We start from the raw sequence: 16125 nt of genomic DNA, 5'->3' as shown, positions 1-16125 counted from the left end.
CCTCCGCCCGGTGGCCGGGTGGGACGTCGGACGGAGCCCGACCCCGACGCGATGTCGGGCCGGACTCCCCTCGGATGGGACCGGTCAGCCCTTGGCGGAGATCTGCGCGATCGAGGCCTGCGCGTCGGAGGACAGCGCCTCGCTCAGCGGGGCGTTGCCCGCGGCCTCGCCGGCGGCCTGCTGGCCCTCGGGGGAGACGACGTAGTCGGCATAGGCCTTGACGAGGTCGGCGGTGGCCTGGTCCTCATAGGTGTCGCACAGGACCATGTAGGAGACCAGCACGATCGGGTAGGCCTCGGGATCGTCGATGGTGCGGTCCAGCTCGACGACGATGTCGTTCTCGCCGCGCCCCTCGGCGCGCGGGGACAGCTCGACGGCCTTGGCGGCGGCCTCGGGGCTGTAGGTGACGAACTCGTCGCCGACCTTGACCTTGGCGATGCCGAGGTTGCCGGCCTTGGAGGCGTCCGCGTAGCCGATGGTGCCGTCGGCACCCTCGACCACGGAGACGAGGCCGGAGGTGCCGTCGCCGGACTGGCCGCCCTCGATGGGCCAGGTCTCGACCTCGCCGTGGGTCCACACGTCGCCCGCGGTCTCGGTCAGGTACTGGGTGAAGTTCTCCGTGGTGCCGGAGTCGTCCGAGCGGTGCACCGGGATGATCGCGGTCGCGGGGAGGGTCGCGTCGGGGTTGTCGGCCGCGATGGCCGGGTCGTTCCACGTGGTGATCGTGCCCGCGAAGATGCCCGCGATGGTCGCCGGGGACAGCTGCAGGTCCTCGACGCCCTCGAGGTTGTAGACGACCGCGATCGGGGAGATGTAGACCGGCACGTCGAAGGCGGAGCCGCCCTGGCAGGTCTGCGCCGACTGAGCGACCTCCTCCTCGGTCAGGGCCGCATCGGAGCCGGCGAACTTCACGCCGCCGCCGAGGAACTGCTCGCGGCCCGCGCCGGAGCCGACCGGGTCGTAGGTGACCTGGGCATCGGGGTTCAGGGCTGCGAAGTTCTGGGTCCAGGCGTCCTGCGCGGACTGCGCGGAGGAGGCGCCGGCGCCGGCGAGCGTGCCGGAGGCCTGGGCGGCGGTCGCGCCGCCGGCATCGGAGCCGCCGTTCGCGCCGGTGTCGCCGGATCCGCCGCAGGCGGTCAGGGCGAGGCCCGCGGTGAGGCCGAGAGCGGCGAGCGAGACGAGCTTGTTCGTGCGAGCGTTCACTGCTGGTCCTTTCGGGGGCCGGGGCCCTCGCGGTCGATGCATGGGGTCTTCTGACATCCGCCGGCGACGCTAGGGAGTGCAGATGACCGAGCGCCCCCTCGGGTGTGAACGTCAGATGAACACCCCGTCGCATCCGGTATCACCGCAGGTCAGGGGCCTACGTCAGGCAGGTCACATCCGTTCCGGCGCCGCCGGGCATCCCTCTCCCGGGGGACGACGAAGCGCCCCGGAGGCGAGCTCCGGGGCGCTGGACCTGCGAGGCGGCGGTCAGTAGCTGGCGGTCGATCCCCAGATCCCGACGCCGATGACGAACACGAACCAGAGCACGTACAGCAGCAGGAGCACCGTCCCGACGATCCCCATCACCAGCCCCGCGATGGCGAGACCCCGGCCGCCCTGCGTCCCGTCCGCCGTCGCCTTCATCCCCAGGATCCCGCACACCAGGGCGATGGGGCTCAGCACACCGCCGCACAGGACGAGCGAGACGATCCCGAGGATCAGAGCCGTGGTCGCCGTCCCGTTCGTGGGGGGAGCCGCGTAGTAGACCGGCTGGACCGGGCCGCCGTAGGGCAGCGCGCCCTGGCCGAACTCGGGGCCCGTGTACCCGGGAGGAGCCGACTGCGGGCCGGGCGACGGCGCCGCGTACGGATCGCTCGGCGCGGAGGTCGCGTACGGGTCGGGCGCCGAGGACGAGGAGCCCTCCGCGTAGCCCCCGTAGGGATCCTGGCCCGCCGGGGAGCCGTCGCCGAAGGCGGAGTATCCGCTGTCCGTGGGCCCTGGGGCGCTGTAGCGTCCGTAGCCGTCCGAGTCCGTCATCCCCGCTCCTCGCGTTCCCTGGGCGGCCACGGGCGGGCGCGCTCCCCGTGCATGCTACCGAACGACCGACGGCTCACAGGATATGGGGCTGATGACGTTCGATCGCGACGATCCTGGCGTCGGCGGTGGTGTGGAGGATGAGCGCCTCCCCCGCGGCGAGGTACGGGTCCGCGCGCGGCAGCTCGAGGGCGACGTCGTGGACGGCGAGCTCGCGGGCCGCGGCGATCACCGTCGGCAGGACGGGCCGGTGCGTGCACAGCACCGTGGGGCGCGCCTCGTGCAGGACCCGCTCGACCACGGCCCGGGTGCGGGAGGGATGGTCGGCATGGCCGGACTCGGTGAGCTCCGCCTTCTCCACCATCCGCAGCCCGCCGAGCTTCGCGAAGGGCACCACGGTGTCGATGCAGCGCTTCCACGGGCTGGTGATCACGGTGCCCGGATCGAAGGCGTCGATGACCGCGGGCAGCGCCTTGGCCTGCTTCTTCCCCTTCCCGTTCAGCGGCCGCGACTTCTCCCCCTTGCGCCATTTCGCGCGGGACAGGGCCGCCGCATGGCGCTGGACGATGATCGGCGCCGTGACCAGCTCCTCGTCCGCGATGTACCGCTGCAGCGCCTCGAGCTGCACGTGGTCGCCGCGCCGGGTGGTCAGGGCCGTGGCCTCCGACAGCGGCACCCAGCGGGTCTGGTCGATCTCCCGGCGGTCCCGCGGGCCGGGTCCCGAGCGGGCCCGGACGGTCGCGCTCCAGTACTGCACGATCTTGGTACGACCGTCGGGCAGGAGATAGACGGAGGCAGGCAGCGGACGGTGCAGGCGCACCCGGTAGCCGGTCTCCTCGGCGACCTCGCGGACGGCCGCCGCGGGGAAGGTCTCCCCGCGGTCCAGCTTCCCCTTGGGGATGGACCAGTCGTCGTAGCGGGGCCGGTGCACGAGCAGGACGTCGATGCCGCCGCGCTTCTCGCGCCACAGGAGCGCCCCGGCGGCGAGCACGGGAGCCGGGGCCCCGGAGGCGGCGAGCATGCTCATGCCAGGCTGCCGCGACGCAGCTGGACGTCCCGGCCGATGGTCGTGAACCCCAGCCGTCGATAGACGCTCAGAGCCGGCGCGTTGTCCCCTTCGACGTACAGCACGGCGCGTCGGGCGCCGATCGCGCTCAGATGGGCGAGGGCGCGGACCATGAGCAGGCGGGCGACGCCGTGCCCCTGCGCGGACGGCGCGGTGCCCACCGCATAGATCTCCCCGTCCTCGGAGCCGGCCTCGTGCTTGGTCCACACGAAGCCCACCAGCTCGTCGAGGTGCCGGGCGAGGAAGAATCCGTCCGGGCGGAACCAGGGCTGGGCGACCCGCTCGCGCAGGTCCGCGAGCGTCATCCGGCCCTGCTCGGGGTGGTCCGCGAAGGCGACCGCGTTCAGCGCGACCCAGTCCTCGCCGTCACGCGCGGCCTCGAAGGTCGTCAGGTCCAGCGGCGCGAGGGAGGCGGGCTCCTCCACGAGCGCCGGGCCCGCGAGCGGACGGCCGAGGGTCAGCAGGGTGCGCACGGGCTCCAGGCCATGGGCGGAGAGCAGGGCGAGGGCCGCGGTGAGCCCGCCATGGGCCCAGACCGCGGCATCGGGCCGCTCGCGCAGGGCGGCCTCCAGGAGCGCGGACCCGATCCCGCGGCGCCGATGCGCCGGGTCGACCATGCCCTGCACGGTGCCGTCAGGAAGGATGCTCGCATAGCCGAGCAGGGAGGAGCCCGCTTCCCCCGCGGGCCCGTCCGCGGGCGCCAGCAGGTGCCGGGGTCGCGGCTCCTCCGCGCGGTCCGACGGCTCGGCGAGGGCATGCTCGAGGGCCAGCAGCGCCGCCTCGTCGAGGGGGCCGACCTCGTCATGGTGCACGGCGTCGTCCTGCAGGCGCAGCACGGCGTCCCGCATCGCGGGTGTGAGCCGATCCGTGATGATCATCCCAGGGGTCCTTCCGAGGCACTCGAGCGGGCTCGCGGGGGCGAGCGCTGCGCCGCGGGACGCGCAACGGCTCGTAGACTGCCACAGTAGCGCCCGGCACGGCATGTCCATGCAGTCAGCCGGGCGGCATTCCCGACCACCCCCAGGAGGCACCATGACCGCGCCGGAGCGGGCTCCCCTGGGAGCGGCCCTGGCCCTGCTGCTGACGGTCACGTCGCTCGCGGGATCCCTGTCCCCGGAGCTGACCGCCGTCGTCATCGCGGCGATGTCCATCATGGTGGCGGTGGGCTGGACCGAGCTGCTCGAGCTGCCCGATCCGCTCGGCTCGCGGATCGTGATCGGCGCGATCGGCATCATCGGGGCGGGGCTGACGCTGCTGAGCGCGCGGGAGGACGCCGTGCTCCGGGACGTCGCCGTGGTCGCGGCCCTGGGCATGCTGGCCGCCTTCGTCCAGCAGATGCTGCGGCGGGACCGCCGTTCCCTCACGCTGTCGCTGACCGGCACCGTGAGCGGCTCCCTGCTGGTGGTGCTGACATGCTGCTGGACGCTCGCGGTCCGCGAGGCGGAGGGCACCGCGGCGGCCGGGATCCCCGTGGCCGCGGCCTCCGGGCTCGCCCTCGCGCTGCTGGTCGAGGAGACGCCCCTGCGCGGGCGCTTCCGCCTGCCCCTGTCGATGCTCGCGGCCGCCGCCGTCACGGGCCTGGTGACCCCCGCTCTCGGCTCCGCCCCCCTGCTGCCCGCGATCGCGCTGGGGCTCCTGCTGGCCCTCGGCGCGGGCGGCGTGCACCAGCTGCTGGCCTCGACCCTCGTCGCCCGCGAGCCCACCGCCTCCTTCGCCGTCGCGGCGGCCCCGGTCGGCACGGTCGGCGTGGTCGTGCTGATGGCGGTGCGCCTGCTCTCCTGAGCACCCCGCTGCCGCCTGGGCGTCTGTAGACTGGCGGGCATGAGCGCACTCTCCCTCTTCTTCATCACGCTGGTCGTCCTCGTGGGCCTGGGCACCGCCGCCTTCGCCGCCCTCGTCGTCGCCCGCCTGTTCAACCGCTGAGGCCCGGGATCAGGCCGTGCCGATCACGCTGGACCCCTCGCTCCCCGAACCCCTCTACCCGCTCGCGTGGATCGTGGGCCGCTGGGACGGCTTCGGCGCCATCCAGCTGACCGACGAGGACGGCACCGGGCAGTCCCGACGCATCGAGCAGACCATCAGCGCCGAGCCCACGGCCGAGGGAACCCTGACCTGGGTCGCGCGCACCGAGATGATCGACACGGCCGCTCCGCTGCCTCCGACGAGCGCCTTCGCCCGCGAGGACGCGGACGGCGCGCCGGAGGCCGCCCCCGGCACCGGCCAGCGGACCCTCCTGGCGAAGGAGCGCGCCACCTGGCGGGTCCTGGACCCCCTCCCGGGGCAGGACCTCGAGCGGGCGCGCGCCGCGAAGCCCGGCGACCCCGCCGGCATCATCTCCTACGGCCTGGAGATGACCGTGCACCGCGAGGACGGCGCCGAGGTGTGGATCGGCGAGGTGCGCGGGCCCCGCATCCAGCTCGCGCTGCGCACCGCACCCGATGCCCGCGCCGCCGACGGCTCCCTGCACGCGACCCGGATGTTCGGGTACGTGGGGGGCCGGCTCATGTGGCTGTGGGAGCGGGCCACGGACCCGTCCGCCCCGGGGGAGCTGTCGCCCTATCTCTCCGTGGAGCTGGATCGTGCCTGAGCCCTCCTCAGCCCCCGCCCTGTCCCGCCCGCTGCTGAGCCATGGCGCGATCCTCGGCACGGGCGCGGACGCCGCCGTCCCCGCGCACTACGGCGAGCTGCTGCGCGAGCAGCGTCGGCTCCTGCTCGGCCGGGCCGTCGTGGACCTCGGGCAGCTCGAGATCCTCGAGGTCTCCGGAGCCGACGCCCTCAGCTGGCTGACCACGATCACCTCGCAGGTCCTCACCGGGCATGAGGTCGGCACGAGCCTGTCCCTCGCGGTCCTGACTCCGCAGGGCCGCGTCGAGCATCTCGCCGCCGCGGCGCTGCACGCCCCGGATTCCGTGCTCCTGATCACCGATCCCGGGCGCCGCGCGGGTCTGCGACGCTATCTGGAGATGATGCGCTTCGCCGCCCGCGTCGAGATCGCCGACCGCGACGACCTGCGCGCCCTCGGCGGGGTCCGTCCGGCCGCCGAGATCCCGGCCCTCGCCGAGCGCGGGCTGCCCGCCCCCGTGGCCGTCTGGACCGACCCGTGGCCGCAGGTCGCCGCCGGTCATGTGGCCTACGGCCCCGATCCGGAGGACCTCGCCGGCTGGGTGCTGACGATCCTGCCGGCGGCGCCGCTGGCGGCCATGGCCTGGACCACGGAGCTGCTGGCCGGCATGCACGCGGCGGAGGCCCTGCGCATCGCGGACCATCGGCCCCGGCTGATCACCGAGGTCGACGAGCGCAGCATCCCCCACGAGCTGGACCTGCTGCGCACCGCCGTGCACACCGACAAGGGCTGCTACCGCGGCCAGGAGACGGTGGCGAAGGTGCTGAACCTGGGTCAGCCGCCGCGCCGCCTGGTCATGCTGCACCTGGACGGCTCCCAGGACGTGCCCGCCCACGCCGGCGGCCCCGTCCATCTGGGCGGACCCGACGGCAGACAGGTGGGGACGGTGACGACCGCCGCGATCCACACCGATCTGGGACCCATCGCCCTCGCCGTCGTGCGACGCGCCGTGCCCGTGGACGCCGTCCTGAGCGTCGGCGTGGTCCTCGAGGACGACCGGGAGGGCACGCCGCGGCCCGAGGACGCGCCGGCCCCGCAGCTGTGGCTCGATGCGACGCAGGAGCCGATCGTCCTCGAACGGATCCACGCCGCTCGTCCCCGGACCGCCCGGCTCTGAGCCCCGTCCCGGCGGCACCTGCCAGAATGGGGGCATGACGTCGAGCGCAGGACAGGACGCAGGAGCCACCACCTCATGGACCCAGCAGCGGGCCGAGGTGATCCGGGCGCAGGAGCGCGCCCTGGCCTCCGCGCGCCGCATCGAGCATGAGAAGGCCACTGCGCTGATCCGCGAGGCGATCATCCGGTTCGAGGAGGCGGGGATCCCCCCGATCCCGCTGCGCGCCAAGCCCTTCAAGGGCGGCGGCACCATCCGCACCGCCCTGACCGGCTGGTACCTCAAGACCGACCGCACCGTGGCCGTGGACACCGAAGCGCGCTACTACGTGATGCGGGTCGACGGCGGCCTGCGCTCCCGTCTGCTGGGCGCCACCCCCGATCCCGTCGACGCTCCTCTCGTCGTGGGCCGCGGAGCCCGGGACGGGGAGTCCTTCGACCTGCCGGATCTGCTGCGGATGCGGCTCGACGACCCGGTGCGCGGATGAGCCGCACCGGGGCGATCCCCCTGGACCGGCCGAGCCTCGCGCGGCGCCTCGCCGACGCGGTCGCCGAACGCGCCCGCGCCGGGGTGGGCCGGGGCCGCAAGGACTGGCTGATCATCGCGCGCGCCGCCTTCGCCGCCGCGGTCGCCTACCTGGTCAGCGGGCTGCTGTGGGGGCACGAGCACCCGTTCTTCGCCTCGATCGCCGCCTTCGTGATCATCGGCTTCTCCGCCGATGCGAAGGTCCGCAAGGTCTTCGAGATGTCCGGCGGTGTCATGATGGGGATCCTGCTGGGCGAGCTGGCCCGCACCACCATCGGCTCCGGGACCTGGCAGATCTTCGTGGTCATCTTCTGCGCAGGCCTGCTGGCGCGGCTCGTGGACTCGGGGATCACCTTCGGCATCCAGACCTCGATCCAGTCGCTGCTGGTGATGATCATGCCGGCCACCCCCACGATGTCCCCCGGCGGGAGGATCCTGGATGCGCTCACGGGCGTGAGCATCGCGATCCTCGTGCACCTGCTGCTGTCCGGGGACCCGCGGAAGATCCAGCGCCGCGCCGCCGACTCCTTCTTCCAGGAGCTCGAGGACACCCTCGTCGCCCTCGCCCTGGCCGCCCGCTCGGGCAGCGCCGACATCGCCCGGGCGGCGCTCGTGAACCTGCGCAGCACCTCGCAGAAGTACACCGACGCGTGGAAGCTCGCCAACGACGCCGCCAACGAGATGGCGACCTTCTCCCCCACCGGTCTGCGCCATGCCGACGACGTGGCGCGGATGAAGCATCTGCTCATCGGCTCCGACCGGGCGATGCGGAACGCCCGCGTCATCGCGCGGCGCGAGGTCGAGTTCCTCTCCGTGGTCGCGGGCGAGCCGCATTCGACGCTCGCCGATGCTCTGCTGGCCGGTCGCGACGCCGTCACCGCGATCCGCGACGGCGTGGAGGACGAGGTCGACTTCACCACCGCCCGGCGGCAGCTGCGCCTGTTCTCCTCCTATCTCACCCCGGAGACCCTGCTGATCAGCGACGACGGGCTCCGGCCGGGGCGGGCCGGGCACTTCGAGGGCGTCACGCTCGTCATCCAGCTGCGCTCCCTCGCGATCGATCTGCTCGAGGCGACCGGGCTGCCGCAGCGGGACGCGAAGCGCTTCCTGCCCAGCCTCATCGTCGCCGCGGACGGCGACACCGTCGGCCCTCGGCCGATGACCCGCGAGATGGCGGCGATCGAACCGCCCGCGACGACCGAGGCCCTCGAGCTCCTGATCGCGGACCGCTCGGACCCCGACCGCCGTCTCTGAGCCCGGCCGCGGTGCCGACCGCGCGAGGTGCGCCCAGCCGCGGCCGATATCCTGCCCCGCATGATCGGACTGTTCCAGACGTGGATCTTCGCCGTGCTCGCCCTCGTGCTCTTCGGCGTCGAGATCTGGGCCTTCATCAACGCGGCGCGCTACTCCCCCGCGGCCTACGTCGCCGCCTCGAAGCGCAGCAAGACCTTCTGGATGGTCCTGACCGGCGCGGCCATGATCCTGGGATTCCTGTCCCTGCCGTACCCGATCGGTCGCGGCAGCTCCAACATGCTGCTCGTGATCGTCGGGATCGTGATCGCCGGCGTGTTCCTCGCCGACGTGCTGCCCGCCCTGCGACAGGTCATGGACCGCGCCCGCCGCAACCGCTACTGAGCCGGGCCCCGCGCCGCCCGGCAGATGCAGAGGCCCCGCCCCGGATCCGATGATCCAGGGCGGGGCCTCGCTGCTGAAGCTCCTCGGACGAGCTCCAGGCGGAGCAGCGGTCGATCAGGCCCTGTCCGAACTGCCCGATCGACGGCGGCACCGCCCTGCGCTCACCCTCGTACCTCGGGCGAGCTCCAGGCGGAGCAGCGGTCGATCAGGCCTTGGTGCCGGCCGAGCGGAGGTTCTCGCAGGCCTCGACGACGCGAGCGGCCATGCCGGCCTCCGCGAGCTTGCCCCAGGCGCGGGGGTCGTAGGCCTTCTTGTTGCCCACCTCGCCGTCGACCTTGAGGACGCCGTCGTAGTTGGTGAAGAAGTGGCCCGCCGCCGGACGCGAGAACGCGTACTGGGTGTCGGTGTCGATGTTCATCTTGATGACGCCGTTGTCGACGGCCTCGCGGATCTCCTCGAGGGTCGAGCCCGAGCCGCCGTGCATGACGAGGTCGAACGGCATGTCCTTGCCGTACTTGTCGCCGACCGTCTTCTGGATGTCGAGCAGGATCGACGGGGTCAGGCGCACGTTGCCCGGCTTGTAGACGCCGTGCACGTTGCCGAAGGTCAGGGCCGTGATGTACCGGCCCTTCTCCCCCAGGCCCAGCTTGGCAGCGGTCTTCAGGCCGTCCTCGGGGGTCGAGAAGAGCTTGTCCTCGTCGACGTCCGCCTCGTAGCCGTCCTCCTCGCCGCCGACGACGCCGACCTCGATCTCGAGGATCTTCTTGGCGGCGACGGACTTCTCGAGCAGCTTCTCGGCGATCTCGAGGTTCTCGTCGACCGGCACGGCCGAGCCGTCCCACATGTGCGACTGGAACAGCGGGTCCAGGCCCTTCTTCACACGGTTCTCGAGGTCCCACTCGATGAGGGGCTCGACCCAGCTGGCCAGGTTCTCCTTGGCGCAGTGGTCGGTGTGCAGGGCGATGGTGACCCCGTAGTCCTTGGCGACCTCGGTGACGAACTGCGCGAGGGCGATCGAGCCGGAGACGCGGTTCTTCACGGTCGAGCCGGACAGGTACTCGGCGCCGCCCACGGAGACCTGGATGATGCCGTCGGACTCCGCCTCGGCGAAGCCGCGCAGCGCCGCGATGGCGGTCTGCGACGACGACACGTTCACCGCGGGGTAGGCGAACTTGCCGGCCTTCGCGCGGTCGATCATCTCGCCGTACTGATCAGGGGTTGCGATGGGCATGGATGCTCCTTGCACGCTGGGTCAGATGGTGCGGGCGCCATGGGGCGCCCACGCAAGCCCGATTCTCTCACGCGCACGCACGGAGGTCACAGGACGTCCGTCCCGGGGGCGGGGGCGTGCACCCCGACCCAGGTGTGCATCGCGATGGCCGCCGCGGCGGCCACGTTGAGCGAGCGCGTCGAGCCGTACTGGGTGATCGCGAGGACGTCACGGCATTGTGCGAGCAGCTCCGCGCTGATCCCCGGCCCCTCCTGCCCGAACACGAGCACCGCCCGTTCCGGCAGCACCGCGGTCTCGAGCGGCATGGAGCCGGGCACGTTGTCGATCGCGATGAGGACTCTGCCCTCCCGGCGGGCCCAGTCCCCGAGGTCCGCGGCATCGGGGTGGTGGAGCTCGTGCTGGTAGCGGTCGGTGACCATCGCGCCACGCCGGTTCCAGCGACGACGGCCCACGATGTGGAAGGCCTCGACGGCGAAGGCGTTGGCGGTGCGGACGATCGAGCCGATGTTCGCGTCGTGCTCGAGGTTCTCGATCGCGACGTGCAGGCTGTGGCGACGACGGTCGAGGTCCGCGACGATCGCCTCCCGCCGCCAGTACCGGTAGCGGTCCACGACGTTGCGGCGGTCCCCGCCCTCCAGCAGCGCCGGGTCCAGCCGCGGGTCCTGCGGCCAGGGACGCGGATGCGGACCCACGCCGACCGTGCGCGCTGCGGCCGTCGCGTCCTCCGACGGCTCAGGCCCCGCCATGCTCGCCGTGCTCGGTCCGCTCCGCGCGCAGGCGCGCGATCTCCTCCGCGTCCGGGTCCGGGAGTCCCTGGGCGCGGCGTCGCATCTCGCGGCGGATCAGCTGCACGAGGATCCACACACCGATCCCGGCGACGATCACGTACACGATGTTCGAGATCACGTCCGTGTACGGCTCGATGATGTGCCAGTTGCTGCCCAGCAGGTACCCGAAGGCCAGGAACAGGGAGTTCCACAGGGCGCTGCCGGCGAGGGTGAGGAGGCTGAAGCGCCCGATCGGCATGGCGTACAGGCCCGCCGGGATCGACACGAGCGAGCGAACCCCCGGCACCATCCGGCCGAAGAACACGCCCTTGGTGCCGTAGCGGTCCATCCAGTCGACGGTCCGGTCGTAGTCCTCGACGTGGATGAGCGGCAGGCGGATGAACAGCACCCGCAGCCGCTCCGGCCCCAGGGCCCGGCCCAGCCCGTACAGCAGCCATGCCCCGCACATCGACCCGAGCAGGGAGAACGCCAGCATGCCCAGGTAGGTGTGGTTCTCACCGGCGGCGGCGACCCCCGCAAGGGGCAGGATCACCTCGGAGGGGATCGGCGGGAAGACGTTCTCGAGGAAGATCAGCAGGGCGACCCCGAGGCCGCCGAAGCGGTCCATCGTGGTCACCGCCCAGTCGACGATGTTCATCGGCTCCCCATTCTCGGTGCGGGCGGGTCCTGCCCATCGTAGAGGCACGCGCCGGGCGAAGCCTGGCAGAGGGCCGCCACCGGGCCGGGGACGGCAGTACGGTGTGCCCATGACCTTCAATCCGAACGCGGAGATCCGCTCCGGGAACGTCTCCCGGGCCGGCGGGGGCGGCCTCCTGCCCGGCGGGCCGGGGCGCGGACGCGGCCCCGGCGGGAAGCTCGCCCTCGGCGGGGGCGGCGGCTGCCTCCTGCTGGTCATCGTCCTCGTCTACGCCCTCGCGGGCGGGAACCCGCTCGAGCTGCTCGGCGGCGGGGACGGCACCGTGCAGGAGGGCCCGGTCGCCGGCGGCGCCCTCGAGGAGTGCCGCACCGGGGCCGATGCGAACATCCGCGACGACTGCCTCGTCCAGGCGACGATCGAGTCCGCGGACGCGTACTGGGCGCAGGCCGCCCCCGCGGAGGGGATCCGCTTCGAGGAGCCGCAGGGCGTGCTCTTCCCGCAGCAGGTCCAGACCGGCTGCGGGGCGGCGAGCAGCGCGGTGGGTCCCTTCTACTGCCCGGCGGACCGGACCATCTACATCGACGCGGACTTCTTCGGGGAGCTGTCCGCGCAGTACGGGGCCGATGGCGGCCAGCTGTCGAAGATGTACGTCGTGGCGCACGAGTACGGCCACCACATCCAGAACATCGACGGCACGATGCGCCGGATCGATCCCCGGCAGACGGGGCCGCGGTCCGACGGCGTGCGCCTCGAGCTGCAGGCCGACTGCTATGCCGGGCTGTGGACCCGGCATGCGACGAGCACCGTCGACGACGAGGGGCGCGCGATGCTGCAGCCGCTCACGCAGGAGGACCTGGTCAGCGCCCTGTCCGCGGCGGGTGCCGTGGGCGATGACCACATCCAGGGCGAGGTCGCCGGCGGCGAGGTCCGCCCGGAGACATGGACGCACGGCTCCTCGCAGCAGCGGCAGACCTGGTTCCTGCGCGGCTACGAGGAGGGCACCTATGCGGCCTGCGACACCTTCTCCCCGGCCGACGTCTGAGCGACGAGGCTCGGGCCGGAGGCCCCCGAGGCACGAGGGGTCCCGCAGGCCCGTGCCGAGGAGAGCAGACGGTCAGGACCGGTCTGAGCCGCCCCGGCCGCGTCGGGCCGCCGGGGCGGGATCGGCTCAGAGACCGAGCTCGCTCAGCTCGTAGGCGTAGAGGTAGCGCAGGCCTGCGGCCTCGACCGCCTGGCGGGAGGCCTCCGAGCGGTGCACGATCACGGCGACCGCGTCGATGCTGGCGCCGGCCTCGCGGAGCGCCTCGACCGCGGTGAGCACGCTGCCGCCGGTCGTCGAGGTGTCCTCGACGGCGACGACGCGGCGGCCCGTGACATCGGGGCCCTCGATGCGACGCTGCAGCCCGTGGGCCTTCTGCTCCTTGCGCACGACGAAGGCGTCCAGGCCCTCGCCCGCGGCGGCGCTCGCGTGGAGGATCGCGGTGGCGACCGGGTCAGCCCCCAGCGTCAGGCCGCCGACGGCCTGGGTCCCGGGCACGAGCCCGGCCGTGCGCAGCACGTCGAGCATGACGGTGCCGACGAGCGGGCTCGCCTCGTGGTGGAGGGTGATGCGGCGCAGGTCGACGTAGTGATCGGCCTCCGCACCGGAGGAGAGGGTCACCCGGCCGTGCACCACGGCGAGATCACGGATGAGCTGGAGCAGGCGGTCGCGGGCGACGGTATCGATCATGGGCCCAGGGTATCGGCCTACTCGGCGTCCCGCCGCCAGGGCGCCCGCAGATCCCGCCGGGAGGCCTGTCGACGGGCGCGGGCCACCTTCTTCTCCATGAGCTTCTGATGCCAGCGCGGCGAGGTCACCGCCCGCACGATGCTCCGCGGCGCGATGCGGCCCACCTCCCCTGCGGTCCGGTATTTCACCGAGGGGATCGAGATGACCTGTCCGCGGGCGGTGTCCCGCAGCGCCTGCTCGACGACGTAGGGCGCCTTCAGCCAGGTCACCCGGGGCAGCCCCTCCACGTTCATCGACGCCCGCTCGTGGAACTCGGTCTGGACGAAGCCGGGCAGCAGCGCGGTCGCCGTCACCCCCGTGCCCTTGAGCTCCATCGCGAGGGACTCGGTGAACACGGTGACCCAGCTCTTGGAGGCCGCGTAGGGGCCGGTCGCGGTGTACCCGGCGAGGGAGGAGACGTTGAGGATCGCGCCGCGGCGGCGCTGCACCATGACGCGGGCCGCGGCGTGGGAGAGCACGAGCACCGCGCGCATGAGGGTGTCCATCTGCCGTTCGTGGTCCTCGACGGGGACCTCGAGGAACGTGCCGCGCAGGCCGTACCCGGCGTTGTTGACCAGCAGGTCCACGGGATCCACCGGGTCGGTGAGCCGCTTGGCGACGACCTCGAGGCGGCTGCGCTCGGAGAGGTCGGCGGCGAGGGTCTGCACGTCGACGCCGTGCACGTCGCGGATCTGCGCGGCGATCGCCTGGAGCCGGTCCTCGTTGCGCGCGACGAGGACGAGGTCGTGGCCGGTGCCGGCGAGCTGCCAGGCGAACTCCAGGCCCAGACCCGCCGTGGAGCCGGTGACCAGTGCGCGCGTCATGCTCCGATGCTACGACGGGCACCGGGCCGGCGCGGCGGCTCCGGTGGTCCTTTGCCGATGCCTGCACAAGCCTTTCACCAGCGACGGACCGCCGCGCCCGCGGCGGACGCGTGTCGTGCCCCTTCGTTAGGATCGGGCCATGCGAATCGCCACGTGGAACATCAACTCCCTGCGAGCCCGGATGGATCGCGTCGTCGCGTTCCTGGAGCGCCATGACGTCGACGTCCTCGCCCTGCAGGAGATCAAGGCGAAGCCGGCCCAGCTGGACCTGGCCCCGCTGACGGCTGCCGGCTACGAGGTCGCCGCGCACGGCCTGAACCAGTGGAACGGCGTGGCGCTCATCTCGCGGGTCGGCCTGTCCGACGTCCGCGACCAGCTGCCGGGCGTGCCCACGTGGCCGGAGGAGGACGGGGTCGTGGAGGCGCGGGCGCTCGGCGGGATCGTCGGCGACGGGCTGCGCATCTGGTCGCTCTACGTGCCCAACGGCCGGGAGCTGGAGCATCCGCATTACGCATACAAGCTGCGCTGGCTCGAGGCTCTGCGAGCCGAGGGCGCGCGCGAGCTCGCCGCGGACCCGCAGGCCCGCGCGATCCTGTGCGGCGACTTCAACGTCGCCCCGCTGGACGAGGACGTGTGGTCGATGGAGTTCTTCGAGGGGAAGACCCACGTGACCGAGCCCGAGCGAGCGGCCTTCCGGGCGGTCGTCGAGGCCGGTTACGCCGATCTGGTCCGTCCCGAGCATCCCGGCCCCGGCGTGTACACCTACTGGGACTATCAGGCGCTGCGCTTCCCGAAGCGGGAGGGGATGCGGATCGACTTCCTGCTGGGCACCCCCGCGGTCGAGGCCGCGCTGACGGGCTCCTTCATCGACCGGGAGGAGCGCAAGGGCAAGGGGGCCTCCGACCATGCACCGGTCGTGATCGACGTGGATCTGTGAGGCCCGCCGACCGCTGAGCGGGCTTCCTCTCCGCGGCGCTCGACCCGGGCGCGCCGGGTGACGACTCCCGCGGCGCGGTGACGCAGCGGGGCCGCTGCGCTTGTCCTCCCCAGCGCAGGGTTCTCCCCATTCCTCGCCCGGGCGATGCGCGCACCTCCCGGGCCCGCCCAGGATGTGGCGCATGAGCGCTCCTCCCCAGGCCCCGTCCCCCGGTCTCGATGCCGCACGCCGTCGGCCCGCCGCCCGTTTCCCGCTGCTGCGGCCCCCGCGGGAGGACCGTTCCGCCGCACCTCCCGCCGATCCCGCGAGCTCCGCCTCCCGCCTTCCCCGCGTCGGATGGGCAGGCGGTCCCCCGCCGCTGCGGTCCCTGATCGCCGACCACGTCGCCGCGGCCGGGGCTCGCCTCGAGGACGTCGCACCGGAGGAGGTCGCCGCGCAGCCGCCGTCCCTCCTGCTCGGCACGGTCGATGCGCTGGCGCTGCTGGCACCGCCGGGACGGTCCGGGGCGCCGGCCGGTCAGCGCCCCGGACCGGCCCCGCTGCTCGCCGTCGCCGAGGATGGCCCGCTCGCCGAGGAGGACTGGCACCGCTGCCTCCAGCTGGGCGTGCGCGCCATGCTGCGCCTGCCCGCGGACTCCGGTCCGCTGCTGGACCTGCTGGGCCGCGCCCTGCGGGATCGCGGCGGCGCGCTCGTGATCGGCGTGGTCGGCGGCTGCGCCGGGGCGGCCGCCTCCTCGACCGCGGCCGCGCTGGCCGGGGCCATGGCCAGGCGAGGCGCCCCGACCGTGCTCGTCGACGCCGATCCCGCAGGAGGCGGCCTGGACGTGCTCGTCGAGGCCCCGCCCTCCCGCGGCGGTGCCTGGGCGGACGTGGGCCGGCTCGAGGCGCAGGACGGCGCCCGGCTGCGCGCCGGGCTGCCGCAGGTCGACGGCGTGCATCTGCTCGCGGCGCGGACGGGTCCC

The 16125-nt window shown here is 73.1% G+C and carries 18 protein-coding genes; 9 read left to right on the top strand and 9 right to left on the bottom strand.

All coding sequences use genetic code 11. The features are described 5' to 3' along the window. Window positions 1-84 precede the first annotated feature (84 nt). The 4 genes from pstS to mshD all read right to left on the bottom strand — a co-directional run bounded on the left by pstS (window position 85) and on the right by mshD (window position 3960). Window positions 85-1203: a phosphate ABC transporter substrate-binding protein PstS gene (gene pstS / locus ACFFF6_RS08225; protein ID WP_376979878.1), complete on the bottom strand. Its 1119-nt coding sequence runs from the start codon at window positions 1201-1203 to the stop codon at window positions 85-87. A 267-nt stretch (window positions 1204-1470) separates the two neighbouring features. Beyond that, a complete protein-coding gene (locus ACFFF6_RS08220) occupies window positions 1471-2019 on the bottom strand; it encodes a DUF4190 domain-containing protein (RefSeq protein WP_376979877.1) in 549 nt (182 codons plus the stop codon). A 73-nt stretch (window positions 2020-2092) separates the two neighbouring features. Next, complete coding sequence (locus ACFFF6_RS08215; protein ID WP_376979876.1) at window positions 2093-3043, bottom strand: NUDIX hydrolase; 951 nt, start codon at window positions 3041-3043, stop codon at window positions 2093-2095. Next, complete coding sequence (gene mshD / locus ACFFF6_RS08210; RefSeq protein WP_376979875.1) at window positions 3040-3960, bottom strand: mycothiol synthase; 921 nt, start codon at window positions 3958-3960, stop codon at window positions 3040-3042. The genes ACFFF6_RS08215 and mshD overlap by 4 nt, the downstream gene beginning before the upstream one ends. A gap of 154 nt (window positions 3961-4114) precedes the next feature. Between mshD and ACFFF6_RS08205 the strand changes: the two genes are divergently transcribed. From ACFFF6_RS08205 to ACFFF6_RS08180, 6 genes are all read left to right on the top strand, one after another. Further along, the gene (locus tag ACFFF6_RS08205; RefSeq protein ID WP_376979874.1) at window positions 4115-4864 is read left to right on the top strand and encodes a hypothetical protein; all 750 of its coding nucleotides are present in this window, start codon (window positions 4115-4117) and stop codon (window positions 4862-4864) included. Between the two features lie 157 nt (window positions 4865-5021). Further along, window positions 5022-5669 carry a heme-binding beta-barrel domain-containing protein gene (locus ACFFF6_RS08200; protein WP_376979873.1) on the top strand — a complete coding sequence of 216 codons (648 nt, stop codon included), beginning with the start codon at window positions 5022-5024 and terminating at the stop codon, window positions 5667-5669. Beyond that, window positions 5662-6822, top strand: coding sequence for a CAF17-like 4Fe-4S cluster assembly/insertion protein YgfZ (ygfZ, locus tag ACFFF6_RS08195; protein ID WP_376979872.1), 1161 nt, complete (start codon window positions 5662-5664; stop codon window positions 6820-6822). The genes ACFFF6_RS08200 and ygfZ overlap by 8 nt, the downstream gene beginning before the upstream one ends. Window positions 6823-6856: 34 nt before the next feature. Then, window positions 6857-7306 carry a hypothetical protein gene (locus ACFFF6_RS08190; protein WP_376979871.1) on the top strand — a complete coding sequence of 150 codons (450 nt, stop codon included), beginning with the start codon at window positions 6857-6859 and terminating at the stop codon, window positions 7304-7306. Next, window positions 7303-8598, top strand: coding sequence for an FUSC family protein (locus tag ACFFF6_RS08185; RefSeq protein ID WP_376979870.1), 1296 nt, complete (start codon window positions 7303-7305; stop codon window positions 8596-8598). The genes ACFFF6_RS08190 and ACFFF6_RS08185 overlap by 4 nt, the downstream gene beginning before the upstream one ends. Window positions 8599-8658: 60 nt before the next feature. Further along, window positions 8659-8979: a DUF2516 family protein gene (locus tag ACFFF6_RS08180; RefSeq protein WP_376979869.1), complete on the top strand. Its 321-nt coding sequence runs from the start codon at window positions 8659-8661 to the stop codon at window positions 8977-8979. Between the two features lie 205 nt (window positions 8980-9184). Here ACFFF6_RS08180 and fbaA read toward each other — a convergent pair whose 3' ends face one another. From fbaA to ACFFF6_RS08165, 3 genes are all read right to left on the bottom strand, one after another. Next, entirely contained in the window at window positions 9185-10210 is a 1026-nt protein-coding gene (gene fbaA / locus ACFFF6_RS08175; RefSeq protein ID WP_376979868.1) for a class II fructose-bisphosphate aldolase, read from the bottom strand. A gap of 86 nt (window positions 10211-10296) precedes the next feature. After that, window positions 10297-10956, bottom strand: a complete 660-nt coding sequence (locus ACFFF6_RS08170) for a TrmH family RNA methyltransferase (RefSeq protein ID WP_376979867.1) — start codon at window positions 10954-10956, stop codon at window positions 10297-10299. Further along, window positions 10943-11635, bottom strand: coding sequence for a DedA family protein (locus ACFFF6_RS08165; RefSeq protein WP_376979866.1), 693 nt, complete (start codon window positions 11633-11635; stop codon window positions 10943-10945). The genes ACFFF6_RS08170 and ACFFF6_RS08165 overlap by 14 nt, the downstream gene beginning before the upstream one ends. A gap of 109 nt (window positions 11636-11744) precedes the next feature. Here ACFFF6_RS08165 and ypfJ point away from each other — a divergent pair, with 109 nt between their 5' ends. After that, on the top strand, window positions 11745-12677 hold the full coding sequence (gene ypfJ, locus ACFFF6_RS08160; protein WP_376979865.1) for a KPN_02809 family neutral zinc metallopeptidase: 933 nt from the start codon (window positions 11745-11747) through the stop codon (window positions 12675-12677). 126 nt (window positions 12678-12803) lie between these two features. On the opposite strand, the gene pyrE is transcribed toward ypfJ, so the two are convergent. Then, complete coding sequence (gene pyrE, locus ACFFF6_RS08155; protein ID WP_376979864.1) at window positions 12804-13364, bottom strand: orotate phosphoribosyltransferase; 561 nt, start codon at window positions 13362-13364, stop codon at window positions 12804-12806. Window positions 13365-13381: 17 nt separating this feature from the next. After that, complete coding sequence (locus tag ACFFF6_RS08150; RefSeq protein WP_376979863.1) at window positions 13382-14227, bottom strand: SDR family NAD(P)-dependent oxidoreductase; 846 nt, start codon at window positions 14225-14227, stop codon at window positions 13382-13384. A 139-nt stretch (window positions 14228-14366) separates the two neighbouring features. Between ACFFF6_RS08150 and ACFFF6_RS08145 the strand changes: the two genes are divergently transcribed. Together ACFFF6_RS08145 and ACFFF6_RS08140 are read left to right on the top strand one after the other, a co-directional pair. Next, window positions 14367-15164: an exodeoxyribonuclease III gene (locus ACFFF6_RS08145; RefSeq protein WP_376979862.1), complete on the top strand. Its 798-nt coding sequence runs from the start codon at window positions 14367-14369 to the stop codon at window positions 15162-15164. A gap of 181 nt (window positions 15165-15345) precedes the next feature. Then, window positions 15346-16125, top strand: a 780-nt coding sequence (locus ACFFF6_RS08140) for a CpaE-like family protein (RefSeq protein WP_512700204.1), incomplete at its 3' end; no start/stop codon positions are given.

Source organism: Brachybacterium hainanense (assembly GCF_042434575.1).
Classification (GTDB): Bacteria; Actinomycetota; Actinomycetes; order Actinomycetales; family Dermabacteraceae; genus Brachybacterium; species Brachybacterium hainanense.
Note: the sequence above shows the minus strand (reverse complement) of the source record. Positions and strands in the feature narration are given on the sequence as shown.

What these genes read in the sequence shown, in the direction of transcription:
- fbaA (WP_376979868.1), bottom strand. Translation starts at nt 10,210, where the DNA reads ATGCCCATCGCAACCCCTGATCAGTACGGCGAGATGATCGACCGCGCG.
- ACFFF6_RS08170 (WP_376979867.1), bottom strand. Translation starts at nt 10,956, where the DNA reads ATGGCGGGGCCTGAGCCGTCGGAGGACGCGACGGCCGCAGCGCGCACG.
- ACFFF6_RS08185 (WP_376979870.1), top strand. Translation starts at nt 7,303, where the DNA reads ATGAGCCGCACCGGGGCGATCCCCCTGGACCGGCCGAGCCTCGCGCGG.
- ypfJ (WP_376979865.1), top strand. Translation starts at nt 11,745, where the DNA reads ATGACCTTCAATCCGAACGCGGAGATCCGCTCCGGGAACGTCTCCCGG.
- ACFFF6_RS08215 (WP_376979876.1), bottom strand. Translation starts at nt 3,043, where the DNA reads ATGAGCATGCTCGCCGCCTCCGGGGCCCCGGCTCCCGTGCTCGCCGCC.
- mshD (WP_376979875.1), bottom strand. Translation starts at nt 3,960, where the DNA reads ATGATCATCACGGATCGGCTCACACCCGCGATGCGGGACGCCGTGCTG.
- ACFFF6_RS08150 (WP_376979863.1), bottom strand. Translation starts at nt 14,227, where the DNA reads ATGACGCGCGCACTGGTCACCGGCTCCACGGCGGGTCTGGGCCTGGAG.
- pyrE (WP_376979864.1), bottom strand. Translation starts at nt 13,364, where the DNA reads ATGATCGATACCGTCGCCCGCGACCGCCTGCTCCAGCTCATCCGTGAT.
- ACFFF6_RS08180 (WP_376979869.1), top strand. Translation starts at nt 8,659, where the DNA reads ATGATCGGACTGTTCCAGACGTGGATCTTCGCCGTGCTCGCCCTCGTG.
- ACFFF6_RS08205 (WP_376979874.1), top strand. Translation starts at nt 4,115, where the DNA reads ATGACCGCGCCGGAGCGGGCTCCCCTGGGAGCGGCCCTGGCCCTGCTG.
- ACFFF6_RS08145 (WP_376979862.1), top strand. Translation starts at nt 14,367, where the DNA reads ATGCGAATCGCCACGTGGAACATCAACTCCCTGCGAGCCCGGATGGAT.
- ACFFF6_RS08165 (WP_376979866.1), bottom strand. Translation starts at nt 11,635, where the DNA reads ATGAACATCGTCGACTGGGCGGTGACCACGATGGACCGCTTCGGCGGC.
- ACFFF6_RS08190 (WP_376979871.1), top strand. Translation starts at nt 6,857, where the DNA reads ATGACGTCGAGCGCAGGACAGGACGCAGGAGCCACCACCTCATGGACC.
- ACFFF6_RS08220 (WP_376979877.1), bottom strand. Translation starts at nt 2,019, where the DNA reads ATGACGGACTCGGACGGCTACGGACGCTACAGCGCCCCAGGGCCCACG.